We start from the raw sequence: 24,830 nt of genomic DNA on the forward strand, positions 1-24,830 counted from the left end.
TGCTGATGGGCACCGTGCGCGGCCACGCGCCGACGCCCGGCCCGCACGTGCGGCGCATGCTGGCGGCGGTCGCGCGGCAGGACGGCCACCGGCGCGTCGTGCTCGGCCCCCTCGGCCCGGCAGACGTCGCCGAGCTGGTCCGCCGGGAGACCGGACGGTCGCCGGGTCCCGGGGTCGCGCGCGACATCCAGGCCCGCACCGAGGGCAACCCCCTGTTCGTCCGCGAGCTCGCCAGGTTCCTGGCCGGAGCGGGGCGGCTGTCCGACCGGGCGGCGGCCCGGACCGCCGTCCCGTCGACGGTGCGCGACATCGTCCGCGACCGGACGGCCAGGCTCGACGACGCCGACCGCCGCCTCATCGAGATCGCGGCCCTGATGGGCCGTGACGTCGACGCCCGCCTGCTGGCGGACGCGTCCGGCCTCGACGTGCCGGGGTGCCTCGCCCGGCTGGATGACCTCGCGGCGCTCGGCCTGGTCGAGGCGGCCCCCGGCGCCCCGGGCGAGTGGCGGTTCGCGCACGATCTCGTCCGCGAGTCGGTGGCCCGCTCGACGCCCGCGTCGGACGCCGGCCACCTCCACCTGCGCATCGCCGCCGCGCTCGCGCGGAGCCGCGAACCGGCCGAGCGGCACGGTGAGGCGCTCGCCCACCACCTGTGCTCGGCGGGCCCGCTCGCCGAACCGGCGCGGACGGCGGAGGCGCTCATCGTCGCGGCCCGCGTCGCGGCCCGGCGATCCGCCTACGCGACGGCGGAGAGGCGCCTCGACACCGCGATCCGGATCGCCCGCGACGCCGGGCTCCCCGCCCTCGAACTGACCGCGCTCACCGAACTGACCGCCGTCGCGGGCATCCACTCGGGCTTCGTCGGAGCCGCCCTGGACCATCTCGACCGCGCCGAGACCATCGCCCGGTCGCTCGGCCGGGAACGGGAGGCCACCGGCTTCCTGTTCTCCCGGTTCCTGGCGCACGCCCAGGGCATCCGGCTCGACGCCGCCGGGCGGCTCGCGCGCCGGCTGCTGGACCTCGGCCTGCGCTCGGCCGACCCGGTCGTGCGGGCGTCCGGGCACCACGCGTGGGGCGTCCACCAGTGGAGTTCGGGCGACGTCGGCGGGGCCTTGCGGAGCCTGCGCCGGTCGGACTCGCTCGTCCGCGCCGAGCGCGACGCCGAACCGCTGCGGCACCGGCTGCAGCTGAGCACGCCGGTCATGCTGGCCCTGAACACCGCGCTGCACGGCGACCCGGTCGGCGCGCGCCGCCTCTTCGACGCGGTGGAGGCCGCCGCCGGCGACGACCCCTACGCCATCAGCGTGTGGGGCTCGTTCGCCGTCACCGCGGCGGCCGTCGCGGGCGACCCCGCCTGGGCGCTGCGGGCGGCCGAGACGGCGATCAGGGCCGATCCCGGCTTCTCCTTCACCTTCTCCGGCGGCTATCTGCGGCTGGCCAGGCAGTGGGCGACGGCCATGTCCGGCGGCGACCCGGTCGCGTCGGCGGCGGAGATGGCGCGCCTCGTCGAGACCACCCTGGTCGACCCCCCTCGGTCGAACCTGGCCACCTGGTACGCGCTGCTCGCCGAGGTCCTGCTCCGCGCCGGCGACGTCTCCGCCGCGACGACCGCGCTCGACCGGGCCGAGACGTTCATCGACGCCTACGGCGAACGCTACGCCGAGGGGCTGGTCCTGCTCATCCGCGCGGAGGCGCTGCGAGACCATGGCGACCTCGCGTCGGCCGAACGGGTGGCCCGCCGGGCGCTCGCCCTGTCGCGGGAGCGCGGCGCCGGTCTCTTCGCGGCGCGCGCCGGCGACCTGCTGGCCGGGCTCCCGCCGGGTCGTCAGCCGAGATAGCCGCCCATCGTGCGGAAGTAGTCGGTCGCGGCGAGTTCGGTCCCGTCGTCGAGCCGGACCTTCCTGATCACCAGCCCGGGAAGCCGCCCCGACCGCGCGTCGCGCCCGGCCACGATCACGATCCCGTCGCCTTCGCGGATGAACACCCGACCGGGCGTGCCGCCGTAGAGACCCTCGGACACCGAGGCTTCGAGCACGCGGACCCGCTCGCCCTTGTGGACGGTGAAGGCGTTCGGATAGGGGTCCGACTGCGCGCGTACGAGCCGCTCCAGTTCCTCGGCCGGCCACGTCCAGTCGATCCGGCTGTCTTCGACGGCCCGCTTGTGGAAGAAGGAGGCCCGCGACCGGTCCTGGGGCGTCCATACCGCGCGGCCCGACTCGATGAGGTCGAGCCCTTCGTGGACGATCGGCGCGATGAGGTCGACGGTGGCGAAGAAGAGGTCGGTCGCGGTCGACGTCGGGGTCACCGGGACCGAGCGCTGGATCAGGATGTCGCCCGCGTCCAGTTCCTCGGTCATCCGGTGGGCGGTCACGCCGACCTCCGGCTCGCCGTTGATCAGGGCCCAGATGATCGGTGAGAATCCGGCGTATTTCGGCAGCAGCGAGTCGTGCACGTTGAGGGTGCCGTGCGGGGGCAGGTCGTAGATCTCCGGGGGCAGCCACGTCCGCCAGTTGTTGGCGACGATGACGTCCGCCTGGGCGTCCTTCACGGCCTGCAGTAACTCGGGGTCGGTCGGCCGGTTCCGCAGCAGGACCGGCACGTCGTGCTCGGCGGCCAGGTCGGCGACGCTGTCGTCCCAGATCTTCTCGTACGCGTGGTCGCTCTTCGGATGGGTCACCGCCAGCACCACCTCGTGCGACGACTCCAGCAGCGCCCGCAGCGTGCGGTGCCCCCAGGTCTGGTGTCCGAACATGACGACCCGCATGGTGGGCGCTCCCTCTCCGTCGGCCAATATTGCAAGGTAAGGCTAACCTTATTTACCATACGAGCGACAAGGGAGGCGATCGCGTGACCACGATGGTCTACGACGTTCTGGGGATCGGATTCGGGCCGTCGAACCTGGCACTGGCCATAGCCATCGAGGAACACAACGCGCAGGCCGCGCCATCGGACAGGATGGCCGCCGCCTTCCTGGAGAAACAGCCGCGCTTCGGCTGGCACCGGGGCATGCTCATCGACGACGCGACGATGCAGGTCTCCTTTCCGAAGGACCTGGTCACGATGCGGAACCCGGCCAGCGAGTTCAGTTTCCTCTGCTACCTGCAGGACAAGGGCCGCCTGGTCGACTTCCTCAACCAGAAGACCCTCTTCCCGCTCCGCGCGGAGTTCCACGACTACTTCGAGTGGGCGGCGGCGCGGATGGCGCACACGGTCACCTACTCGGCCGAGGTGACCGAGGTGAAGGCGGTCAAGGAGGACGGCGAGATCCGCTACTTCGACGTCGTCACCGCCGACGGCCGGGTCCGCCGGGCCCGGAACCTGTCGGTCGCGGTCGGCCTGGAGCCGCACCTGCCGCCCGGGACGGTGCTGTCCGACCGGGTGTGGCACACCAGCGGGCTGGTCCCGAAGGTGGCCGAAAAGGTGGCCGGCGGTGACCGGATCGACCGCGCGTTAGTGCTCGGGGCGGGCCAGAGCGCCGCCGAGGCGGTCGACTACCTGCACCGGACCTTCACCGACGCCGAGGTCTGCGCGGTCTTCGCCAAGTACGGCTACACCCCCGCCGACGACAGCCCGTTCGCCAACCGCATCTTCGACCCCGACGCGGTCGACGTCTACTTCACCGCCCCCGCCGAGGTGAAGCAGTCGCTCGTCGACTACCACCGCAGCACCAACTACTCCGTGGTCGACATGGAACTCATCCAGGCCCTGTACGCCACCATGTACCGCGAGAAGGTGCACGGCCGCCAGAGACTCCAGATGCTCAACGTCTCCCGCATCCGCGATGTCGAGGAGGGCCCCGACGGCCTGCGGGTGACGGTCGAGTACCTCCCGACCGGCGAACACGTCACGATCGAGGCCGACGTGCTGGTCCACGCGACGGGCTACCGCCCCCACGACGTGGCCGCGCTCCTGGGCGAGGCGGGCAAGCTGTGCCTGCGCGACGACGAGGACGCGCTCAGGGTGAGCCGCGACCACCGCGTCCAGTTCGCCGCCACCGTGACCGCCGGCGTCTACCTCCAGGGCGGCACCGAGCACTCCCACGGCCTCACCTCAACCCTGCTGTCGACCACGGCGATCAGAGCGGGCGAGATCCGCGACTCCGTCCTCGCCCACCGCGGCGCGGTAGTCGCGGGGTGAGAGGCCGTAGGCGGCCTTGAACAGGCGGCTGAAGTGGGAGGCGTCCGGGAAGCCCCACTGGGCGCCGATCGCGCTGACCGGACGGCCCGCCTGGAGCGGGTCGCGCAGGTCGCGGACGCAGTGCTCCAGGCGCCGGGAGCGGATCCAGGCGGCCACCGTCGTGCTCTCGGCGCTGAACAGCTTGTGCAGGTAGCGGGTGGAGATGTGGTGGGCGGCCGCGATCCGGGCCGGGTCGAGCCCGGGGTCGCCCAGGTGCGCCTCCATGTACGACGTGATGCGCAGCAGCGTCGCCCGCCGCGCGGCGTCGGGGTCGGCCGGCGGCAGGTCCAGCCGGTCGGCGAGCATGGTCGCGACCAGGTCGACCACGTTGCCCGCCAGCCGGGCGCCGTCGCGGACCTCGACGTCGTCGAGCTGGGCCGCGAGGCGGAGCAGGAACGGCGCGACGAGGGCGCCGACGCCGCCGGAGCCCGGGATCGCCCGGCCCGTCACCTCGTCGACCCTGTCGTGGGGCAGGCCGAGCATGGCGCGCGGGAACAGCAGCACGACCATGCGGGTCGGCGCGTCGAAGTCGAGCCAGTAGGGGCGGTCGGTGTCGTACACGGCCATCTCGCCGGTCTGGACGACGGCCTGCCGGCCGGCCTGCTCCAGCCGTCCGCCGCCCTTCACGAACAGGCCGAGCTTAAGGCTGTCGGACGGGGCGGCCGAGACCAGCCGGGACGTCCGGCGGGCCTGGTGGGCCGTTGTGGCGACGTCGATCACGTCGATCGGGCCCAGTGAGGTGGACCGGAGTTTCCCGTCGAAACGGCCTTGGGGAAGAACTGCTTCAAGCGGTACAAATGCCGAAGAAACGACATCTCGCCAGAAATCCTGACGCTCTTCGACGGGGACGCCCGCAGTGTGGGCGATATACAGCATGGGTGCAGATTGGGACTCGGTGCGCTCTGCGTCAAGTCGTGTGCCGTTAGGTGCAAGACGAATGCTTGCCGAAATTTCCACAATTGACGGCAAATGAACGCCGTACTGGAAGTCACCGCACTGTCCGCCGGATATGGCGCCGCGCGCGCGATCCGCGCCGTCACGATACGGGTTGAGCAGGGAGAACACCACGCGATCGTGGGCGGCCCCGGCTCGGGCAAGTCGACGCTGCTGCGCACCGTCGTGGGCCTGCACCCCGCCGCGAACGGGACGATTCGTTTCAACGACACCGACATCACCCGGGAACGCCCGGAATGGCGGAAAGCCCGTGGCCTGTGCCTGATGCCGCAGAATCACCGTTTGTTCACGTCGCTCACCGTGGAAGAGAACCTTCTGGTCGGCGCGCGCTGGGGAGCCCCCGGTCCGTGGACCCTGAGCAGGGTCTATGAGCTCTATCCGTACCTCCTGGAAAAGCGGCGCGCCCTTGCCGCGTCGCTCACCCTGTCCGAACACCAGGCCGCCGCCGTGGGCCGGGCCCTGATGGCCAACCCCCGGATCCTGCTCCTCGACGCGCCCGCCGACCTGGCGGCCCTCGGCCGCCTCACGAAGGAGGGCCTGGCGGTCGTGGCGGCCACCCGCGAGGTCCCGGCCGGGGCCTGCCACGTCCACCGCCTGATCGACGGGACGGTCACGACCACCCGGACGGAGGTCCGCTGCCGCCGCTGAGCCGCGGCGCGCACCTTCCGTCCGGGTGTGCCCTGTCATCAGGTACGGGTCCAGCGCTGGTTGGCGGCGCCGTTGCAGGACCAGATCTGCAACTGCACCCCGTTGGCCGTCGAGTAGTTCGGGACGTCCAGGCACTTGCCGGCGCCGACGGCGGTGATGGTGCCGTCGGCGTTGAAGCGCCACTTCTGGTTGTTCTGGCCGTTGCAGTCCCAGATGATCACGGCTGCGCCGTCGGCGGTGGAGCCGCCGTTCACGTCCAGGCACTTGTTGCCGTAGACCCGCAGCTCAGACGCTGACGTGGCGGTCCACCGCTGGTTGGCCTGCCCGTTGCAGTCCCAGATCTGCGCCCGTGCGCCGTTGGCCTGGGAGACCCCTGCCACGTCCACGCACCGGTTCGAACCGACACCGCGGATGGAACTCGTCGTCGACGGGGACGGCGACGGGGTCGGGCTGGGGGTGATGTTCGGCTGGCCGATGCTTCCGGGGACGGACTGCAGGGCCGCGTACCAGGCGGCGGCCATCTTGTCGTAGCCGCCCGCCGTCGGGTGGATGCCGTCGATCAGGTCGGACGTGGTGAGCTTGCTGTACATGTCGACCAGGTGCACCCGCTTGCCGGCGGAGACCTTGCTCCAGACGATGTCCGGGATGGCCGCGTTGAAGGTGCGGGCCGCGGCTGCCTGGCCGGCCGACGACAGCGGGATGATGGTCGCGACGAAGACGTCGGCGTTCGGAACCGTCGCGGTGATGCGGTCGATCAGCGCGGACAGCCGCTGGGGCGCGGTGGACACGTTGTAGTTCTGCAGGATGTCGTTGGTGCCGATGTGGAGCAGCACGGTGCGCGGGTTGTGCGTCCGCAACCAGCCGGTGACGTTGGCGTCGATCTGGTCGATGCGCCAGCCGGGATGTCCCTGGTGATCGTGGTCGCCGAGCGAGCCCGGCCCGTTGAACTGGGTGCCGACGAAGTCGACCGTGTACCGGGCGGCGGCCAGCCGCTGCCACAACCCGATGCGGTAACCGCCGGGCACCTGGGTGCCCTCGGTGATGGAGTCGCCCAGGGGCATGACGCGCACCCCGCCGTTGGACTCCGCCTGGGCGGCGGTCGTCCGGACGGCCACCAACATGGCGAGCACGGTCACCGCTCCGAGCACCAGGGTGAGTAATCGTTTCCCAGCGGACATGGCCAACCTCTCATCGTGCAGGTCAGGTTGATGTGAGCGTTAACATCTCCACCCGTGATCCTTGGGGTGAATCATGCGAAGCAAACAGGACACAAATGGCGACCGTCAAGAGTATGAAACATCGCGACCCGGGATCCGGCACGCCTTCCTGCGGGGGCGGCCGCCCCGGCGTTCCGGGGCACTGAAACTTTCCCCATGAGTGACCGGCCGCGACTCCATGGCTGGAATACCTCCCTACCAGGCACGGTTTCCGCCGGTATGACGACAACCAGAGGCCGGGTCCGGCTGGAGCCGACGGCCAAGCGTTTGCGCGTTTATCTCGGGGGCCACGTCGTGGCCGACACCACGTCGGCGCTGATGGTCTGGGAGGCGCCGTACTACCCGACGTACTACATCCCGATCAAGGACGTCGCGCCCGGGGTGCTGAAGGAGGCCGGTCCGGGGCCGCACTCGCCCTCCCGCGGCGACGCCACCCTCTACACGGTCACGTCCGGCGGCAAGGAGGCCCCGGCGCTCGTCTACGCCGACTCGCCGATCGAGGAGATCCGCGAGCACGTCCGGTTCGAGTGGGACGCCATGGACTCCTGGTTCGAGGAGGACGAGGAGGTCTTCGTCCATCCGCGCGACCCGTACACGCGGGTCGACGTCCTGCCGTCGTCGCGGCACATCCGGGTCGAGGTCAACGGGGAGACGGTCGCCGACTCGCGGAACGGGCGGATCCTCTTCGAGACCGGGCTGCCGGCGCGGTACTACCTGCCCAAGACCGACGTGCGGTTCGATCTCCTCGAAGCCACCGACACGGTCACGCACTGCCCCTACAAGGGGTCGGCCGAATACTGGTCGGTCAACGGGGGCAAGGACCTCGCCTGGTCCTACCGGACGCCGCTGCCGGAGAGCCAGAAGATCGCCGGGCTGGTCGCGTTCTACAACGAGAAGGTCGACATCTACGTCGACGGCGAGCTGGAGCGGCGGCCGAAGACGAAGTTCTCCCAGTGATCGAGATCCCCGGCGGGGTGATCCTGCTCCGGGACGAGGCGCGCAACACCGGGTGGACGGTCGAGGTCGAGCCGTTCCTGCTGGCCGCCCACCCGGTGACCCGGGAGGAGTTCCACGGCGTCGCCGGCGACCGGCGTCCCGTCACGGACGTGTCCTGGCACGACGCCCGGGAGTACTGCGCGCGGATCGGGGGGCGGCTGCCGACCGAGGCCGAATGGGAGCACGCCTGCCGCGCCGGTTCCCGGGGCGACCGTTACGGCGAGCTCGACGCGATCGCCTGGCACGGGGGCGAGGTGCGGGAGGTGGGCCTCAAGGAGCCCAACTCCTGGGGTCTGTACGACATGATCGGCAACGTCTGGGAATGGACGTCCGACCTCTACGACCCCGAGGTCTACGGCGAGTACCGGGTCTTCCGGGGCGGCGGCGCGCACGACCGGCCGGCGGCGCTGCGGGCCTCGTGCCGCCGCAAGAGCCACCCGGCGTTCGCGATCGACGATCTCGGCTTCCGGGTGGCCCGGACGATCTAGGCGCATCAGCCCTCAGGCGGTCGTGCTCCGCGTCTGGGGCTCTGCTGGTGCGCGCCGGCCGGCCGCGATCGCGCACGCGGCGCGCACGAGGGCGGCGACGGCCGGTGAGCGGGCGTCCTGGGGCCACGCGATGACCAATGTGCAGTTCGGCAGGTCGCCGACCGGCCGGTAGGCGACCCCGGGGCGCGGGTTGCGCCGGGCGACCGAGGCCGGCGCGAAGAACACGACGCTGCCCGTTTCGACGAGGTTGAAGATCTCCGACAAGTTGGAGGCCGGCCTTGCCTCCCCGGGCCGGCGCGGCGCGGCGCGGCCCGCGTCGACCCGGCCCGCGTCGGCCGGCGCACCGTTGGGGAGGATCCGGCCGGCCAGATCCGCCAGGCACAACCGGGACCTGGCGGCCAGCGGGTCGGTGGCGGCCATGGCGACCAGGACCGGCTCGGTGATCAGCGGCTCGGTGTCCAGCCCCCGGTCGTCCATGGGAGAGAGCACGAGTGCCACGTCGGCCAGGCCGTCGCGCAGTGCCCCGGGCTGATCGCCGAACCCTCCGAGGATCAGTTCGGGGGGCAGGGCGGCGGGGTCGGTGCGGTAGGCGTCCAGGATCTGCGGCAGCAGGCCGCCGTCGATGTCGGCCTTGAGTGCGATGCGCAGCCGGGGCGAGGCGCTGCCCGCGTGCCGAGCACGCTGAGCGGCGGCGGTGATCGCCTCCAGGGCGGTTCCGGCGTCGCGCAGCAGGACCTCTCCGGCGCCGGTGAGCCGCACCTGCCGGGTGGTCCGCTCGAACAGCGTCACGCCGAGCTGCCGTTCCAGCTCCCGGATCGCGCGGGACAGCGGGGGCTGGGCCATCCCCAGCCGGGCGGCGGCGCGCCCGAAGTGCAGTTCCTCCGCGACCGCGACGAAGTAGCGGAGCTGCCGCACCTCCAGATCATTCATATCCCCAGGGTATCGATCGCGACCAAGGTGATCCTTCACCTGCGACGTCGCTCCGGGTTCACTCGAAGGCGACCGCCCGGCGCCCCTGAGGTGCGCCGTCGACCGCAACGCATGGAGACACTCATGATCGTCATCACTACGCCGACCGGTGACGTCGGCCGGCAGGTCCTGGACCGCGTCCTGGACGGCGGTGAGCCGGTCCGGGTGATCGTCCGCGACCCCTCCCGCCTCCCGGAGCACGTGCGCACGCGGGTCGAGGTGGTGGAGGGCTCCCACGCCGACGCGGACACGATCGCGAAGGCACTGGTGGGCGCCGACCGGTTGTTCTGGCTCGTGCCCCCGGCCGGTTTCCGTGACGCCGGCCCCGCCAGGCGCCACTACCTGGACTTCACCCGGGCCGCGGCCCGGGAGGCCGCGAGCCGGGGCGTACGGATGGTGCACGTCACCTCCCTGGGCCACGGCTACCAGGACGAGGCCGGACTCCTGTCGGCCGCGCTCGACATGGACGAGCTGATCGCGGGCACCGGCGTGCGGTACCGGGCCCTGGCGCTGCCGTTCTTCATGGAGAACCTGCTCGGTCAGGCCCGCCCGATCGCAGAGCAGGGCGTGTTCTCCATGGCGAACACCGCCGACCAGCCGCTCCTGACCGTCGCCACCCGCGACGTGGCCGCCACGGCGGCGGCGCTCCTGCTGGACGCCGCCTGGAGCGGACAGGCCCGCGTTCCACTGGTCGGCCCCGACAACCTGACCCCCGACGCCATGGCCGAGATCGTCTCCGCGACCCTGGGCCGCACGGTCCGCTACCGGCAGGTCTCGCTCGCGGACTTCCGGGCCCGCATGGTGCGGCGCGGCGCGAGCCCGGCGCTGGCCCAGGACATGGCCGACATGGTCGACGCGCAGAACAACGGAATCTACGACGCCGAACCCCGCGACCCGGCCTCCGCCACCGCCACCGGTTTCCGCCAGTGGTGCCAGGACGTCCTGCGGGGACACGTCTATGCGGCGAACAGCAGCATCAGGCCCGTCACCGTGTAGACGACCATCAGGACCAGCAGGGGCACCTGGCCCGCCACGGCCGTGCGCCGGGGGAACAGCACCAGGGCCCGGTCGTGGGCCAGGGCGGTGCCCAGCACGTGGCCGATGACGATCAGGGTCACCTGGAGCATGGCCACGGCGGCGGGGGTCAGGAACGCCGACTGGACGGTCCAGCCGACCGTCCCGAGCCAGTTGGCGCCGGTCATCAGGGGGTCGGAGAGCAGGGCGAGGGTGCGCTGGCCCTCGTACAGGAACAGGGTGAAGTAGTGCGCCACGATGTAGCCGACGGCGATCGGCACGATCGAGTGGGCGATCTCGCCCGACGTCCGGCCCTGCTCCCCCATGCCGCGCCGGCCGGCCAGCCGGGTCGCCAGCAGGTAGGCGCCCAGGACCAGCAGGATCACGAACAGCAGCCCGGCCGTGCCCAGCACGGGTGAGGGCAGGCTGTTCTCCTGGACGAACCGCACCCAGACCGGCGCGTTGGAGACGCTGTCGTACATGGTCGAGCCCAGCAGGACGATGACCAGCACGACCAGGCCCGGCGCGGGCCGCAGGCCGGCCATCCCGTCGAGGGGGTTGCGCCAGACCAGCACGCCGTCGTCGCGGCGGGCGACCGGGGAGAGCCGCCCGGCCAGGTCGCTGTAGACCTCGAAGGCGTCGCCCTTGTCGAACCAGCGCACGCCGTACACGAACCCGCCGGCGAGCATGGCGAGGGCGTACAGACCGAGCCAGCCGCCGATGACCGGCAGGGTCACGCGCCCGGGGGCGACCAGTTCCAGCCAGACGAAGGCGAACAGCCCGGCGGCGGCCGGCCAGTAGCCGAGCCGCTCGGGCAGCGGCCGGACCGAGCGCTCGCCCCGGACCAGCAGCACGACGGTCCGCAGCGGGTTGAACAGCCGCCACACGCCGCCGAACACCAGCGACAGCGGCACCAGCCCCACCCAGAACAGGACGTAGACCACCCCGGCCGTCGGGTTGTCGGCGTCGTCGGGGCCGAAGAAGCCGATCAGGAAGTACGCCGTGACGACCAGGCCGACCGCCCGCCACACCCACGCCGGCACCCGCCACTGCAGGAACCTCGGCAGCGGGCGGGCGTCGTCGAGGCCGAGGCCGAGCCGGGGCTCCCGCCACAGGAACCCCAGCGCGGCGAACGACACCACGAGGCAGATGATCGCGCCGGCCAGGGCGGCGGAGAACGGGATGGGCAGGTCCTGACGGCCGCCCACGCCGTGAGCCAGCAGCATCAGCTCACCACGAGCTGGAAGAGCTGGAGGTCCTGGTCGTGCGTCTCCACCTCGAACAGCCCGGTCGTGTCGGCCAGGAACGAGATGACCGAGGGGTGGTTCGGCAGCAGCGTCGCGGCCTTGTCGTAGCCGTGGACGTGCGCCTCGTCGGCGACGTCGCTGGTCACGGTGATCTTGACGCCCTGGTTGAGGCGGACCTCGATCCGGCCCGGCGGCGGGGTGACCTTCTTGCCGGAGATCGAGATCGTGATCTCCTTGATCGGGCCGACCGCGGCGGCCGGGCCCCCGGTGGCGCAGCCCGTCAGGGCCATGACCGCCACGAGCAGCGCGGCAACGTGTCTCATCGGTTCTCCACTAACGTTTCTTCGCGCCGACCTTGCCGCCGGCTTTGCCGGCGCCGCCCGATCTCGCACTCTTGCCAGGATTGCCGGGCTTGCCGGGCTTCTTGGTGTTCTTCGCCGGTGGACGTCGCATCGCCCGCGCCAGCAGCACGACCACGCCCGCGCCCAGCACGACCGGGATCAGCCAGACCAGCGGGCTGTCGTCGCCCGTGTCGGGCGCCGCCACCGGCGACGGGGCCACGCTGGGCGCGGCCGTCGTCACGGTCTGGGTGTCGGTGGTCGGCAGGGTCACCGGCTGGCTGTCCTGCGAGTGGGCCGCCTCGATCGCGGCGAGCAGGCCGGGGTCGGGGCCGCCGGTCGGCTCGGTCCAGTCCGCGGGGGCCTTGGTGGGCTTGCCCGCGTAGGTGAACTCGAGCTTGCCCTTGACCTCCTCGCCGTCGCTGGCGATCGACAGGTACTCGACCGTGTACTCGCCGACCTTGGGCCAGTACGCCACGGGGAGCTCGACCGAATAACCCTCGTGGTAGAGGCGGGGCTCCCACTTGCCGTCGATCAGGAACAGCTCCGTGACCGGCTCGTCGAGGCGCTTGGTCGCGCCGGTGAGCCACTGCCGCTCGACGCGCTCGCCGCCGGGGCCGGTCACGGTGAAGTGGGCGTTGCGGGGCGGCGCCTCGGTGAACCAGAGCGTCAGGGTCTGGCGGGCCTCGGCGAGGGTGCCGCCCTTCTCCGGGTCTGACTCGACGAGCTGGCCGTGGGCGAACGCCGGGCCCTCCAGGAGGACCGTCGTCGTGCCCAGGCAGAGCACCGCGATCAGCAACCGGGCCAGCCATCTCGTCATCGGGACACGTCCTCCAGTCCGAGCGCGACCAGGCGGTCGCGCGTCCAGGCGAGCTCGGCGGCGAGGCCCGCCACCAGGCCCGCGTCTCCCTGCGGGCGGCGGTCCTCGGGGAGGACCTGCCAGGTGTAGGTCTCGACCTCGACGTGGTCGGTCAGCGCCCGCTCCCCGCCGAAGAGGGCTTCGAGGGTGCTGTTCAGCACGCCGCTCGTGCTCGCCAGCGGCGGCTCGGGGTCGGCGTGCAGGGGCAGGTGGAAGTGCACCCGCCAGGCGTCCTCCCCGGGCAGGCCGGCGAGCGCCTCGTCGAGGTCGTCGCACGAGCCGCCGCCGCGCTCCCGCGTCTGGTGCAGGAACCGCTCCTCGTGGAAGGCGGCCAGCTCCTCCTTGGCGGAGGCGGGGTCGTCGACGTGCAGCGCGCACGAGGCCTGGGTCTTCACGACCGGCAGCCCCGCCGTCTCCAGCGAGGCCAGCGCCTCGACCGGGTCCTCGAACTGCACCGCGAGGTGGCAGACGTCGAGGCAGACGCCGAGCCAGTCGTGGTCGAGCGCGGCGAACTCCTCGCACGCCTGCCCGATCGTCTCCACGACGCAGCCGGGCTCGGGTTCGAGCGCGACTCTGACCGTCCGGCCGCTGGAGGCCGCCAGCTTGGACAGGCCCTCGGACAGCTCGCCCAGCCGGAGGCGGGCCTGGCCGGCCATGGCGGCGTCCCACGGCGTCCGCCACGCCAGCGGCAGCGTCGACACGCTGCCCCGCGCGGCGTCGTCGGGCAGCAGCCCGGCCAGCACCGAGGCGCAGTCGAGCGTGTAGCGCAGCCGGTCGTGCGTGGTCCAGTCGGGGACGTACACCTTGCGCTTGACCACCGGATCGTGGAAGCCCCGGTAGGGGAACGCGTTGAGCGTCACCACCTCCAGGCCGCGGGCGGCCAGCTCGCGGCGCAGGCGCACGACCTGGACGGGGTCCTCGACCAGAGCGGTCGCGACGTCGCGCGCCAGCCACAGGCCGAGGCCCAGGCGGTCGACGCCGAGAGCCTCCCGGACCGGCTCGCCGAAGCGGGCGAGCTGGCCCAGGACACCCTCCAGGCTTTCGGCGGGATGGACGTTGGTGCAGTACGCGACGTGCACCGTCGACCCGTCGGGATGGCGGAGCCGCATGTCAGGCGTCCTTGCGCACGCCGCGCAGCACCGAGTTGCCCTCGAACGTCTCGTCGGTCTTCAGGTCTTCCAGGTCGAGGCGGCCCGACTGGGCGTAGAACTCGACCGGGTTGCGCCACAGGACCTTGTCGACGTCGTCGGCGGTGAACCCGGCGGCCAGCATCGCGTCGCCGGTCTTGCGGGTCTTCAGCGGGTCGCTGCGGCCCCAGTCGGCGGCCGAGTTGACCAGCATCCGGTCGGTGCCGAACTCCTGGAGGATGCGGACCATGCGGTCCTCGTCCATCTTGGTGTCGGGGTAGATCGAGAACGCGGCCCAGCTGCCCGACTCGACGACCATCTTCACGGTCATCTCGTTGAGGTGGTCGACCACGACCATGCCGGGGGCGATGCCCGACTCGCGCACGACGTCCAGGGTCCGCTTGGTGCCGGCGGCCTTGTCGCGGTGGGGGGTGTGGACCATGATCGGCAGCTCGTGCTCCTTCGCCAAGTCGAGCTGACGCGTGAAGGCCTCGTCCTCCTCCTTGGTCATCGAGTCGTAGCCGACCTCGCCGACCGCGACCACGCCGTCCTTGGCGAGGTAGCGCGGCAGCTCGTCGAGGACGTCCACGCAGCGGGGGTCGTTGGCCTCTTTCGGGTTCAGCGCGATCGTGCAGTGGTGGCGGATGCCGAACTGCGCGGCACGGAAGGGCTCCCAGCCCACGAGGGAGTCGAAGTAGTCGAGGAACGAGCGCACGCCGGTGCGCGGCTGGCCCAGCCAGAAGGCGGGCTCGACCAGGGCCCGGACGCCGGCCTCGTACATGGCCTCGTAGTCGTCCGTGGTCCGCGACGTCATGTGGATGTGCGGGTCGAAGATACGCACGGCTAGGACTCCTGGTCTACGAGGTTGAGCACGAGGTGCACGTCGTCGGGCACCACGCGGCCGGCCGCTTCGCGTTCCTTGGCGAAGTCGGCCAGCATGCGGGCGAGTTCGGCGTCGGCGCGGTCGGCCAGGCCCGCGACGGCCGCCAGGGGGACGCCGACGAACACGCACTTGAGCACGCCGTGCCGCCAGCCCTCGTCGTCGAGGTGGGCGGCGGCGTAGGGACCCATGGCGGCGGCCACGAGCCGGGTGTCGTTGGTGCGCAGGGCGTCGCGGACCAGCGGCAGCCCCTCGTCACCGAGGCCGAGGATCGGCAGGGCGCGCAGCACGGCCCGCTTCTCGGCGTTGTCCCCGTCCGTGTACGCCCTCGACACCGCCGCCGCCTTGGGCCGCGGCAGCGCGTCGAGCAGCAGGGCGCGGGCGGCGTCGTCGGCCGTCCAGCCCGTCAGGCTCTCCAGGGCGCCCCGGCCGACCTTCCGCCCGGCGGCGGGGAAGAGCACGGCCAGCTTCGCGGGGTCGTCCGCCACCTGGGAGCGCGCCGTGGAGAGCCACTCCTCCGCCTCGGGGGTGAGGTCGAGCGCGGCGCGCAGGTCGTCGGGCGTCATCGGACCGCCCACTCTCGGAGCGCGTCGTACTGGGCGAGCAACCGGTGCTCGTCGGTGCCGACCGGGTCCTTGAAGAAGAAGCCGAGGGAGGTCAGCGCGCCCGACTCGCCCTGCTCGTGCGCCCACGACGTGAAGCGGGCCAGGTCGAGCACGAGCGGCGCGGCCAGCGCCGAGTCGCAGCCCTGCCAGGTGAACTGCATCGTCATCCGGACGCCGAGGAAACCCTCGAACAGGATGTGGTCCCAGGCGGTCTTCCAGTCGCCCAGGTCAGGAACGTAGTCAATGTGGACCTCGCCCCCGGCGGAGTACCCGAGCATCTTCGCCATGCCCCGCTGCTTGGAGGCGGTCTTGCTGGCCGCGGCGGCCGGGTCGGCCAGGGTCGCCCCGTCGCCGCCGCCCAGCAGGTTGGTGCCCGACCACGACAGGACGCGCAGCGCCCGCGTGGTGAACATCGGCGCGAGCGCCGACCGCATGAGCGTCTCACCGGTCTTGCCGTCACTGCCGGCGTACGGGACGCCGCGCGACTTCGCCAGCTCGTCGAGGGCCGGCAGGCGGGCGCCGGTCGACGGGGTGAAGTCGACGAAGGCGCAGCCGGCCTCGAAGGCGGCGTAGGCGTACACGGAACTGGGCGGCAGCACGTAGGCGTCGGTCTCCATGGCCTTCGTGAGCGCCGCGAGGTCGTCGTGCTCGGGACGGTAGGCGCTGGGCGGCTCCGTCGACGAGACGTTGATCACGACGACCCGGTCGAGGCCGTGCCGCTCGCGGAAGCCCGCGATGTCGGCGGCCAGCCGCTCCACCACCTGGAGCTGCGGCACCGCGTCCTCGACGTGCACGCCGTCGCGGATCTCCGCCTCGACCGCCGTCACCTCCGGCAGCACCGCCGCCGCGATGTCCCGCGGGACCACTCCCGAGGTGGTCAACTGCTCCACGCGCTTGGCGAGGGGCGTGGCCACGATGTCGTGACCGCCGAACACGAGCTCCCCGAATCCGGCCAACGGAAGCTGTGCGAAGTCCGGCAGTTCCGAGACCAGGCCGACCGGGGCGGCGAGCCCTAACCGCACCGCGGTGGCGCCCGCCATCGCGGTGGTCGCCACCGACCCACGAACCCCAACGAACCAGACGCCTGTCCGACTCTGCTTCACCATCACCGGCTTCCCTTTCGATATATCTCCGAAGGGACGGCAGTGGGAGGTCGGATGAAGCCGGCCTATGGCACGCTGAGTCCCCGGTCGGAGGACGCGCACGCCGAACGCGTCTACGGTTCAAAAAACCCTGCTTGACCTATGGCGTGCCACCGCCGCCAAGCCCGAGACGTCCATATTGTTACGGTGCGGTACAGGTCGGGTCAATGCCGCCTACAGGTTCGGAGGGGGCGCGGACCCGTTGTAAAACGGGTTCTGACTGAGCCGTCGTTCAGTGACGAGCAGCCGCACCACCCCCTCGCGGACCTGCCAGGCGTTCCAGACGGTCCACTGGTCACCGGGGGTGTCGTCGACGAAGGAGAGCCCTCCGCCGGGTCCGATCTCGATCCGCTGGTACGTCACCCGCAGGCCCCGCCGCTCCGCCTCGGCCCTGACCTCCTTCACGGGCGCGCCGTGCCGCAGCCGCACCCCGTGGAGCGGCCCGCCGGGGCCGAGGGCCTTGTCGTAGTCGGCGTAGTCCTCCCCCGGCCGGGCGGGCCGCCCGAGGCGGATGTCGACCGAGCCGGGGAACCCCGCGGGCACCCGGACGATCATCGCGCAGCCGGGGGCGGCGGGCGCGCAGCCCTTCGGTTCGAGATCGGCGCTCAGCACCACCCCGCCGTAGGCGAACTCCCCGCCGATCTCGTCGGGGCGGTCGAAGGTGCCGCCGATCATCATGCCGAGCGACGTGCCCGCCGACAGCGGCGAGACCGGCAGCGGCCGGATCCGCACGTCCAGCCCGACGGCCCGGAACGCCTCGGTGAAGCGCTCATGGTCGGCGAAGGGGTCGAGGACGCGGGCGACGTACTGCTCGCCCTCCAGGTGGATCTCGACGGCCGCGTTGGCGTAGGAGGTCACGAACTGCGGCGGCGTCAGCGTCACGACGAGCCCGGCGGCGACGGCCACCAGGACGGGACGCAGGAACCGGCGCCGCCGGACGGGCGCGGACGTGCTCATCACGTGGGCCAGCAGGGCTCGGGCGCCCGGCGCGCCGGGGTCGCCGCCCTTCCTGGACGGGTCGAGGGTCGCGAGGAGGTCGGTCATCGGGTCTCTCCCAGGGGTTCCAGGGTGAAAGAGGTGGGCACGCCGTTGGCGGCCAGCGCCTTCGCGAAGCGGCGGCGGGCGCGGTGGAGACGGACGCGGACGTTGTTGCGCGTGATGCCGAGCGTCACGGCGATCTCGTCGTGGCCGAGACCCTCCCAGGCGACCAGGGCGAGCAGTTCGCGGTCGCCGTCGGGGAGCGCGCGGAAGGTCTGCCCGATCACGCTCATCTCGACGCCGGGGGTCTCGGCGTACAAGTCGGCCATCTCGGCGTCGAGCAGCGCGTCGCGGCGTCCGCTGCGGCGATGCTGGGACAGGACGCGGCGGGCGACGGCGTAGAGCCAGAGGACCGCCTCGTCGCCGCGTGGGATCTTCTCGCGTTTTCGCCAGGCCACGGCGTAGGTGTCCGCGACGACGTCGGCGGCGTCCTGTGGGGACGCGCAACGGCGCACCGCGTAGCGGGTGAGCCGTTCGTAGGTGTCGCGGAAGACGGCCTCGAAGGTTTCGGGGGTCACGTCCCCCTTATGACAGTTCGGGCCCCGGCATTACCCGAGGAGGCGGGAGAATTCCTCGAAGGAGTAGCGTCCGTCGCCGTCGGCGTCGAGACCGGTCGCGTAGGCCCCCAGGGCCTCGGCGGGCAACTGGGGGAAGTGCGCGACGATCTCCGCCTCGGTGACGTATCCGTCGCTGTCGGCGTCGATGGCGTCGAACGTAGCCTTGAGGTCCACCTGGTCTCCTTATCCTCGGGCCACACCATAGTGCACGGTCCGGGCGACTTGGGTGAACCCCATCGAACGGTACAGACGTGCCGGAATCGGGTAGGCGTCGTCGCCCCGCGGGCTGACCGTGGCGATCTCGGCCCCGAGGGCTTTCGCGGTGTGGAGGGCGGCCAGGCAGACGTCCCGGGCCAGCCCCCGGCCCCGGTGGTCGGGGACGGTCCCGACGGGCTCGATCAGGACGGCCTTGCGGGACTCGTCGAGCCAGGCCAGGCAGTAGGCGGCGGTCTGGCCGTCGACGTCGGCGACGACGTCGAGCTCTCTCCGGTACGGCCGGGTGGCCTGGACGTTCCGATAGCTCTCCTCCGTGACCCTGGACGGATAGAAGGCCTCCCGGTGGGCCCTGACCCGGCCCGCGACGTCGGTGACGGGATGACAGGCGGTGGCCGGCTCGGGGAGGGCGTCGAGGTTCCGTGCCAGCTGCAGGAAGAACGGCCCTTCCCGCGGGACGAACCCGCGCTTCTCGACGGCGCGCATCAGGTGCGGTTCCGCGCTGGAGACCACGACCCCCTCGGGCTCGGTGATCCCGGCGAACCAGTCGAGCACCTCACCGGCCCAGTGCTCGTCGACGGCCTGGAGGTTGAGGTGCCCGGGCAGCTCGGCCCACCCCCACGCGACCACCTCGCCGTCCGACCGCCACACCTTCGTGGGCCACTCGTGCTCGCGGCCGGTGTGCTGGCGCAGTCCCCAGGCCAGATCGCCGACGTGCCAGCGGGCGCCGGGGAACCACAGTCGGGAGGTAAGGTCCTGCATGTCGCGGAGGGTCATCATGAATCCCATCGATCGATTTCCGACAGTGGACGAGAAGACGGGAAACGCCCTGACGGGCTTCCTGCCCGCCTCGGAGGGCCCGCCGCTCGACGCGCCGACGCCCGCCGCGCTGGCCGCGGTCCGGTGTGGCCGGCACCTGCTGCTGGTGTTCGACCGCTACCGCGACGAGTGGGAGCTTCCCGGCGGCAGGATCGACCCCGGAGAGACGCCGCTGCAGGCGGCCGTCCGGGAACTGCGCGAGGAGAGCGGCCTGTATCTGCCCGCCCTGACCTTGGCGGGATACGCGCGCTTCGAGCTCACCAGGCCGCATCGCGTCGAATACGCCGCCGTCTTCACCGGGCAGTCCTCCGGCCTTCACGACGGCTTCACCCCCAACGAGGAGATCGCCGCGATCCATTGGTGGGACACGACCGGCCCGCCACCCGCCGGGACTCAGATCCTCGACACCACCGTGGCACGGCACGCGCGCCTTGAATCACGACGGCGGGAAGTGGTCGACCCGGTAGACCCCCGGCATTCCGATCAACCGGTCGAGGAGCGCCGCGTCCGGGACGGCGGGCAGGTCGGCCAGGAAGGTGTCGACATAGACGCCCTCGACGAGTGATTCGTCCAGGGAGAGGCGGGCCGACATCCCGAGCTCGGTCCAGGCCTGGAAGGCCGGGCTCTGCGGGTACACGACCGCGCCCTCGATGCCGGTGAGCACGTCCTCGACGGCCTGGCGCTCCGCCTCGGTGGCCGCGCCCCGGTCCGCGCAGACGAACTGGGCGAGCTCGCCCGGTTCCCCGCACATCGTGACGAGCGTGTCGCTCTTGTCGTCCCAGTAGGACCAGGGCGAGACGGAGACGAGCCACGCGCCGGGGAACCCGGAGTAGCCGGCTTCGACCGCCGCGAGGTCCTCCGAGCGGAGGACCCGGGCGTTGAAGAAGCCCGACATGTCGGACAGCTGTAGCTCCGGGAACTCGTCGGGCGGCCCGTTCGACCGCTTCGCCTCCCCGCTCGCCCGTTGATCGGCCAGGGCCTGTTCCGGGCTCGTGTACGTCACCTCGGCGAGCCGGGGGTCGGCCTCCAGAACGGCCTGGATCGACCGCCGTTCCTCCGGGGTCGCCGCCCCTTCATCGCAGGCGCGGGCACTCCCCTCGCACAGGAAGACGTCGATGCGGCCGCCCTCCGGCCAGGGGTCCTTCGCGGCCGCGCCGGAGGCGGCCGAGGCGCCTGCGCAGACCAGGGCCGCGGAGATCAATAACCGGAGCATCGTCGGATTATGCCGTAAGAAAAGGGCCATCCCGGGACCCGGGCGAGACGCCGGGGGTGCGGGTCCCGGGATGGCGGTCCTGCCGTTCGGTGACTAGCGGGGCAGCGCCTGGAAGGCGCGGCCGACCGCGGTCGGGGTGCCGTTGTCGCGGAAGAGGCCGCTGTTGACGCCGCTGGCGCCCGCGCCGATGCCGAACCACGCGTAGCGCTCGACGAACGGGAGCGACTGGAGCATCTTGGCCGACTCGGTCACGAACGCGGCCTGCTGGGCCTCGGTCGGGTAGCGGACGCCGTTGCTGAAGTCGATCAGGGCGAACTCGGTCAGCCAGATGGGCTTCTTGTAGCGGTCGTACACGGCCTGGAGGTAGCCCTTGAGCTGCTGGACGGCGCGCTCGGTGACGAAGTCGCCGCCGTACCAGTGCAGCGGGATGAAGTCGACGCGGTAGCCGCGCTGCTTAGCGCCGGTCATGAAGCGGTCGAGCCAGCCGCCCGCGCGGTCGCCGCCCCACGCCACGGCGGGGGCGCCGAGGATCTTGCCGGCGTCCTGGAGCCTCGGCCACAGTTCGAGGGCCTTCTCGACCGTCATGTTGGCCTGGTCGGCGAAGTCGGGCTCGTTGAAGCCGAGCAGGTAGGGGCCGGCGGCCTTGGCCTTGGCGAGGTTGGCGTCGGTGACGCTGTTGGCGCCCCAGATCATCGGGACGAACTGGCTGTCCGCCGGGGTGGTGATGTTGGCGTGGTCGACGGCCCAGGTGTAGTACCAGCTGGCCTGGGCGTTGGCCACGGCGGCGTTGACGCCGGGGATCTGCCAGACCGCGATGCCCTTCTTGCCCTTGGCGGTGGCCGGGGGCGTGCTCGGGCTCGACGAGGGGGTCGGCTTCGGAGTCGTGCCCGGCGTGGTGGTGGGGGTCGTCCCGGGGGTGCCGCTGCCGAAGACCTGGAACTCCCAGAGGGAGACGCCGTACTGGCTGGACCGCTTGGTGGCGTGCAGGCGCACGTAGCGGGCGCCGGTCGACGCGTTGATCGTCTGGACGCCGCCCTTGCCGGCGGTGGTGGTGTGGATGGTCCGCCACGTCGCGGCGTCGTTCGAGGTCTGGATCTGGAAGGCGGTCGCGTAGGCGCGCTCCCAGTTGAGGACGATCCGGCTGATCGGCGTGACCTTGCCCAGGTCGAGGCGGATCCACTGCGGGTCGGCGAATTTGCTGGACCAGCGGGTGCTCGTCTTGCCGTCGAAGGCCGCGGCCGCCGACAGGTCGCCCCGCTCGACCGACGAGGCCACCGCGGGACGACCCTGCGAGACCAGCGTGTCGGCGGCCTCGGCGGGCCCGGCACCGGTGATCAGGGACGCGCTCAGGGCGGCCACGAGGGCGCCCACGAGCGCGGCGCGCCGGCGGGGAACTGTCGTCTGAGTCATGGTTGTCCTTCGTAGGGGATGTCTGAACCGGAGACCCCGCGACGACCTGCGGATAACAGAAATCGGGAAGACGGCGGCAGGTTTTTCCGGCCACACTCGACGACCATGGACGAACGGCGCATGGTGCGCATCTCCAAGTACCTGGCCAAGCACCTGCGGCACCAGCCGGAACGCATCGGCCTCATCCTCGACGAGCAGGGCTGGACCCCCGTCGACGACCTGATCGCGGCCGCCGCCGCGCACGGCTTCCCCTTCGACCGGGCCGAGCTCGACCACGTGGTCGAGGCCAACGACAAGAAGCGGTACGTCATCCGCGACGGCCTCATCAGGGCCAGCCAGGGCCATTCGGTCGAGGTCGACCTCGACCTGCCCGTGGTCGAACCGCCGGCGGTCCTCTACCACGGGACCTCCCCGGCGGCGCTCGCCGCGATCAGGACCGAAGGGCTGGTGCGGATGGCCCGGCACCACGTGCACCTGTCTCCCGACGTGGCCACGGCCGAGCGGGTGGGGGCGCGGCGGGGGCGTCCGGTCGTGCTGACCGTGCAGTCGGGCCGGATGCACGCCGAGGGGCACGAGTTCCGGGTGAGCGCCAACGGGGTGTGGCTGACCGACCGGGTGCCGCCGGGCTTCATCCAGTTCCCCTAGATATACCCGCTATAAGATCACGCCGCGAAGCGCGTTGACAAACCCCCGTGAGTCGAGTTTTGCTCATAAGCAAAACGTTTTGCAGGAGGGTGATCGAATGGCCGACACACCCCGCCGGGTGCTGGTCACGGGGGCCGCGGGCAGGCTGGGCAGAGCCACGCTCGCGCTGCTGGCCGAGCTGGGGGTCGAGGCGACCGCGCTCGATCGGGAACCGCCGGACGCGGCACGGGCCGTGGTGGGCGACGCGGGCGATCCGGCGACGGTCCGGCGGGCGCTGGAGGGGGTCGACGCGGTACTGCACTTCGCGGCCATCCCCGCGCCGACGCTGGGCACGCCCGCGGAGGTCTACTGCGGCAACACCCGGGCGACGTTCGTCGTGCTGGAGGAGGCCGGGCAGCTGGGGGTGCCCCGGGTGGCGCTGGCCAGCAGCCTGTCGGTGACCGGCCTGCCGTGGGCGGCCAAGCCGCTGCACCCCGCCTACCTGCCGGTCGACGAGCGGCTCCCGCTCCAGAACGAGGACCCCTACGGCCTGTCCAAGCAGGCCGACGAGGCGACCGGCGAGATGATGGCCCGGCGGTTCGGGATGGGCGTGGTGGCGCTGCGCTACCCGCTGCTCGGCGGCCCCGGCGACAAGTTCGACACCACCGCCGCCCGCTACGTGGAGGACCCCGGTTCGGGGGCCGCCGAACTCTGGACCTACCTGGACGACCGCGACGCCGCCCGAGCCGCCTGGCTGGCGGTGACGGCCCCCCTCACCGGCTACCACGCCGTCTTCGTGACGGCCCCAGACACCCTCGCCCCGCAGCCGACCGAGGACCTGCTCGACCGCTTCCACCCCGGCGTCGAACGCCGCCGGCGGTTCGGGGGCCGCGCGGCCCCCGTCGACCTGACGGCCGCCGAGACCCTGCTCGGCTTCCGCGCCGAGCACCTCTTCCCCCTGGAGGCGCGATGATCGCCGAGACCCAGGCCCCCTGGCCGCCGCGCGACAACCTGAGGATCACCGGGGTCCGGTCGATCGTGACCGCCCCCGGAGGGCCGCCGCTGGTGGTGGTCCGGGTCGACACCTCCGATCCGGGCCTGTACGGCCTGGGCTGCGCCACCTTCACCCAGCGGTTCCACGCCGTGGCCGCCGCCGTCGACGAGCACGTCGGGCCGATGCTCGTCGGCAGACATCCGGCCGACATCGAGGACATCGTCCGGATGGTCCACTACTCGTCGTACTGGCGGGGCGGGCCGGTGCTGAACAGCGCCCTGTCCGGGGTCGACCAGGCCCTCTGGGACATCATGGGCAAACGCGCCGGCATGCCCGTCTACGAGCTCCTCGGCGGCCGGGTCAGGGCCGCCGCCGACACCTATCTGCACGCCGAGGGCGCGACCGTCGAAGAGACCCTCGACCACGCCCGCCGGCTGCTGGCGGCGGGCTACCGCAACGTCCGGCTGCAGACCGGCGCGCCCGGCCTGGGCCACTACGGCGCCCCCGGCTCCCCGGGCGGCTACCCGGAGGCCCCCTATCCCGACGGCTGGGACGTGCAGCGCTACCTCCGCGACACCCCGAAGCTGTTCGAACGGGCCCGCGAGGAGCTGGGCGAGGAGCCGGGGCTGCTGCACGACGTCCACTCCCGGCTCACGGTGAAGCAGGCCGTCGGGCTGGCGCGGGCGCTCGAACCGTACCGGCTGTTCTTCCTGGAGGACCCGATCGCGCCCGAGTACTACGACCGCCTCCCGGAGGTCAGGGCGGCCGCGCCGATGCCGATCGCGGCCGGGGAGCAGCTCGGTTCGGTCGCCGACGCGGCCCGGCTGGTCATGAACGGCGGGGTCGACCTGCTGCGGCTGCACGTCTCGGCCGTCGGGGGACTGACACCGGCCAGGAAGCTGGTCGCGCTGTGCGAGCTGAACGGGGTCGGCACCGCCTGGCACTCCCCCGCCGACGTCTCCCCCGTGGGCTCGGCGGCCAACATCGCGCTCGACGTCACCACGCACGCGTTCCAGATCCAGGAGGGCCACGTCTACCCCGACCCGGTCGTCGAGGTCTTCCCCGGCACGATCAACCCGGTCGGCGGCTACCTGTTCCCGCACGACGCCCCGGGCTGGGGCGTCGACCTCGACGAGAGCGCCGCCGCCAGGTTCCCGCCCGAGAAGCACCTCCACGAGCGCTGGGCGGGCCGGGTCCGCCGTCCCGACGGCGGCATCGAACCTCCCTGAGCGAGACGCGGACGGCCGAAGGCCGGCCGTGGCTCGCGCCACGAATCTGCCCTCCAGACACGAAGTTACAGCC

26 protein-coding genes and 1 pseudogene are annotated in these 24,830 nt (G+C 71.9%); 10 read left to right on the forward strand and 17 right to left on the reverse strand.

Annotated features, from left to right (window positions below; translation table 11 throughout):
• A partial coding sequence (locus FDA94_RS39595) for an ATP-binding protein (RefSeq protein WP_425460189.1) occupies positions 1-1,838 on the forward strand: 1,838 nt, incomplete at its 5' end.
• Here the strand turns inward: FDA94_RS39595 and FDA94_RS32500 are convergent.
• Positions 1,826-2,764 (reverse strand): methionyl-tRNA formyltransferase, encoded by a 939-nt coding sequence (locus FDA94_RS32500; RefSeq protein ID WP_137250896.1) that lies wholly within the window; start codon positions 2,762-2,764, stop codon positions 1,826-1,828. The two genes, FDA94_RS39595 and FDA94_RS32500, sit on opposite strands and share 13 nt — an antisense overlap.
• A gap of 92 nt (positions 2,765-2,856) precedes the next feature.
• Here FDA94_RS32500 and FDA94_RS32505 point away from each other — a divergent pair, with 92 nt between their 5' ends.
• The gene (locus FDA94_RS32505; RefSeq protein WP_137250943.1) at positions 2,857-4,137 is read left to right on the forward strand and encodes a lysine N(6)-hydroxylase/L-ornithine N(5)-oxygenase family protein; all 1,281 of its coding nucleotides are present in this window, start codon (positions 2,857-2,859) and stop codon (positions 4,135-4,137) included.
• On the opposite strand, the gene FDA94_RS32510 is transcribed toward FDA94_RS32505, so the two are convergent.
• On the reverse strand, positions 4,051-5,052 hold the full coding sequence (locus FDA94_RS32510; protein ID WP_137250897.1) for an AraC-like ligand-binding domain-containing protein: 1,002 nt from the start codon (positions 5,050-5,052) through the stop codon (positions 4,051-4,053). The genes FDA94_RS32505 and FDA94_RS32510 overlap by 87 nt on opposite strands.
• Positions 5,053-5,145: 93 nt before the next feature.
• On the opposite strand from FDA94_RS32510, the gene FDA94_RS32515 reads away from it, so the two are divergent.
• Complete coding sequence (locus FDA94_RS32515; protein WP_137250898.1) at positions 5,146-5,778, forward strand: ATP-binding cassette domain-containing protein; 633 nt, start codon at positions 5,146-5,148, stop codon at positions 5,776-5,778.
• A gap of 38 nt (positions 5,779-5,816) precedes the next feature.
• Here the strand turns inward: FDA94_RS32515 and FDA94_RS40760 are convergent, their stop codons facing one another.
• Entirely contained in the window at positions 5,817-6,956 is a 1,140-nt protein-coding gene (locus tag FDA94_RS40760) for a lectin (protein ID WP_137250899.1), read from the reverse strand.
• A gap of 258 nt (positions 6,957-7,214) precedes the next feature.
• On the opposite strand from FDA94_RS40760, the gene FDA94_RS32525 reads away from it, so the two are divergent.
• Entirely contained in the window at positions 7,215-7,952 is a 738-nt protein-coding gene (locus FDA94_RS32525; RefSeq protein ID WP_137250900.1) for a DUF427 domain-containing protein, read from the forward strand.
• Complete coding sequence (locus tag FDA94_RS32530; RefSeq protein WP_137250901.1) at positions 7,949-8,479, forward strand: formylglycine-generating enzyme family protein; 531 nt, start codon at positions 7,949-7,951, stop codon at positions 8,477-8,479. The genes FDA94_RS32525 and FDA94_RS32530 overlap by 4 nt, the downstream gene beginning before the upstream one ends.
• 12 nt (positions 8,480-8,491) lie before the next feature.
• Here the strand turns inward: FDA94_RS32530 and FDA94_RS32535 are convergent, their stop codons facing one another.
• Positions 8,492-9,409: a LysR family transcriptional regulator gene (locus tag FDA94_RS32535; RefSeq protein ID WP_137250902.1), complete on the reverse strand. Its 918-nt coding sequence runs from the start codon at positions 9,407-9,409 to the stop codon at positions 8,492-8,494.
• A 123-nt stretch (positions 9,410-9,532) separates the two neighbouring features.
• Between FDA94_RS32535 and FDA94_RS32540 the strand changes: the two genes are divergently transcribed.
• On the forward strand, positions 9,533-10,444 hold the full coding sequence (locus FDA94_RS32540) for an NmrA family NAD(P)-binding protein (RefSeq protein WP_137250903.1): 912 nt from the start codon (positions 9,533-9,535) through the stop codon (positions 10,442-10,444).
• Here the strand turns inward: FDA94_RS32540 and FDA94_RS32545 are convergent.
• From FDA94_RS32545 to FDA94_RS32595, 11 genes are all read right to left on the reverse strand, one after another.
• The gene (locus FDA94_RS32545; protein WP_137250904.1) at positions 10,405-11,688 is read right to left on the reverse strand and encodes a hypothetical protein; all 1,284 of its coding nucleotides are present in this window, start codon (positions 11,686-11,688) and stop codon (positions 10,405-10,407) included. The genes FDA94_RS32540 and FDA94_RS32545 overlap by 40 nt on opposite strands.
• Complete coding sequence (locus FDA94_RS32550) at positions 11,688-12,032, reverse strand: hypothetical protein (RefSeq protein WP_137250905.1); 345 nt, start codon at positions 12,030-12,032, stop codon at positions 11,688-11,690. The genes FDA94_RS32545 and FDA94_RS32550 overlap by 1 nt, the downstream gene beginning before the upstream one ends.
• Before the next feature lie 10 nt (positions 12,033-12,042).
• Complete coding sequence (locus tag FDA94_RS32555; RefSeq protein ID WP_137250906.1) at positions 12,043-12,867, reverse strand: copper resistance CopC family protein; 825 nt, start codon at positions 12,865-12,867, stop codon at positions 12,043-12,045.
• A complete protein-coding gene (gene eboE / locus FDA94_RS32560; protein ID WP_137250907.1) occupies positions 12,864-14,015 on the reverse strand; it encodes a metabolite traffic protein EboE in 1,152 nt (383 codons plus the stop codon). Before eboE ends, FDA94_RS32555 begins: the two co-directional genes overlap by 4 nt.
• Before the next feature lies 1 nt (position 14,016).
• Entirely contained in the window at positions 14,017-14,874 is an 858-nt protein-coding gene (locus tag FDA94_RS32565; RefSeq protein WP_137250908.1) for a TatD family hydrolase, read from the reverse strand.
• Positions 14,875-14,876: 2 nt separating this feature from the next.
• On the reverse strand, positions 14,877-15,479 hold the full coding sequence (locus tag FDA94_RS32570; RefSeq protein ID WP_137250909.1) for an EboA domain-containing protein: 603 nt from the start codon (positions 15,477-15,479) through the stop codon (positions 14,877-14,879).
• The gene (locus tag FDA94_RS32575) at positions 15,476-16,624 is read right to left on the reverse strand and encodes an inositol-3-phosphate synthase (RefSeq protein ID WP_137250910.1); all 1,149 of its coding nucleotides are present in this window, start codon (positions 16,622-16,624) and stop codon (positions 15,476-15,478) included. Before FDA94_RS32575 ends, FDA94_RS32570 begins: the two co-directional genes overlap by 4 nt.
• A 210-nt stretch (positions 16,625-16,834) precedes the next feature.
• Positions 16,835-17,704 (reverse strand): hypothetical protein, encoded by an 870-nt coding sequence (locus FDA94_RS32580; RefSeq protein WP_137250911.1) that lies wholly within the window; start codon positions 17,702-17,704, stop codon positions 16,835-16,837.
• Positions 17,701-18,216 carry an RNA polymerase sigma factor gene (locus tag FDA94_RS32585; RefSeq protein ID WP_137250912.1) on the reverse strand — a complete coding sequence of 172 codons (516 nt, stop codon included), beginning with the start codon at positions 18,214-18,216 and terminating at the stop codon, positions 17,701-17,703. Before FDA94_RS32585 ends, FDA94_RS32580 begins: the two co-directional genes overlap by 4 nt.
• Before the next feature lie 30 nt (positions 18,217-18,246).
• Positions 18,247-18,429, reverse strand: coding sequence for an EF-hand domain-containing protein (locus FDA94_RS32590; protein WP_062357122.1), 183 nt, complete (start codon positions 18,427-18,429; stop codon positions 18,247-18,249).
• A gap of 9 nt (positions 18,430-18,438) precedes the next feature.
• Positions 18,439-19,230 (reverse strand): GNAT family N-acetyltransferase, encoded by a 792-nt coding sequence (locus FDA94_RS32595; protein WP_170991229.1) that lies wholly within the window; start codon positions 19,228-19,230, stop codon positions 18,439-18,441.
• Between the two features lie 43 nt (positions 19,231-19,273).
• On the opposite strand from FDA94_RS32595, the gene FDA94_RS41240 reads away from it, so the two are divergent.
• Entirely contained in the window at positions 19,274-19,852 is a 579-nt protein-coding gene (locus FDA94_RS41240; protein WP_281286668.1) for an NUDIX hydrolase, read from the forward strand.
• A 396-nt stretch (positions 19,853-20,248) separates the two neighbouring features.
• Here FDA94_RS41240 and FDA94_RS41245 read toward each other — a convergent pair.
• Positions 20,249-20,530 (reverse strand): annotated as a pseudogene (locus FDA94_RS41245) (permease-like cell division protein FtsX); the annotation flags it as partial.
• A gap of 63 nt (positions 20,531-20,593) precedes the next feature.
• Positions 20,594-21,910 carry a glycosyl hydrolase gene (locus tag FDA94_RS32605; RefSeq protein WP_137250915.1) on the reverse strand — a complete coding sequence of 439 codons (1,317 nt, stop codon included), beginning with the start codon at positions 21,908-21,910 and terminating at the stop codon, positions 20,594-20,596.
• A gap of 105 nt (positions 21,911-22,015) precedes the next feature.
• Between FDA94_RS32605 and FDA94_RS32610 the strand changes: the two genes are divergently transcribed.
• The 3 genes from FDA94_RS32610 (at position 22,016) to FDA94_RS32620 (ending at position 24,757) form a co-directional block, all read left to right on the forward strand.
• The gene (locus FDA94_RS32610) at positions 22,016-22,555 is read left to right on the forward strand and encodes an RNA 2'-phosphotransferase (protein ID WP_137250916.1); all 540 of its coding nucleotides are present in this window, start codon (positions 22,016-22,018) and stop codon (positions 22,553-22,555) included.
• 97 nt (positions 22,556-22,652) lie between these two features.
• The gene (locus FDA94_RS32615; protein WP_137250917.1) at positions 22,653-23,507 is read left to right on the forward strand and encodes an NAD-dependent epimerase/dehydratase family protein; all 855 of its coding nucleotides are present in this window, start codon (positions 22,653-22,655) and stop codon (positions 23,505-23,507) included.
• Positions 23,504-24,757 carry an enolase C-terminal domain-like protein gene (locus FDA94_RS32620; protein WP_137250918.1) on the forward strand — a complete coding sequence of 418 codons (1,254 nt, stop codon included), beginning with the start codon at positions 23,504-23,506 and terminating at the stop codon, positions 24,755-24,757. The genes FDA94_RS32615 and FDA94_RS32620 overlap by 4 nt, the downstream gene beginning before the upstream one ends.
• Positions 24,758-24,830: the final 73 nt, after the last annotated feature.

Origin of the sequence: Herbidospora galbida (assembly GCF_005233835.1) — a bacterium.
Taxonomy (GTDB): domain Bacteria; phylum Actinomycetota; class Actinomycetes; order Streptosporangiales; family Streptosporangiaceae; genus Herbidospora; species Herbidospora galbida.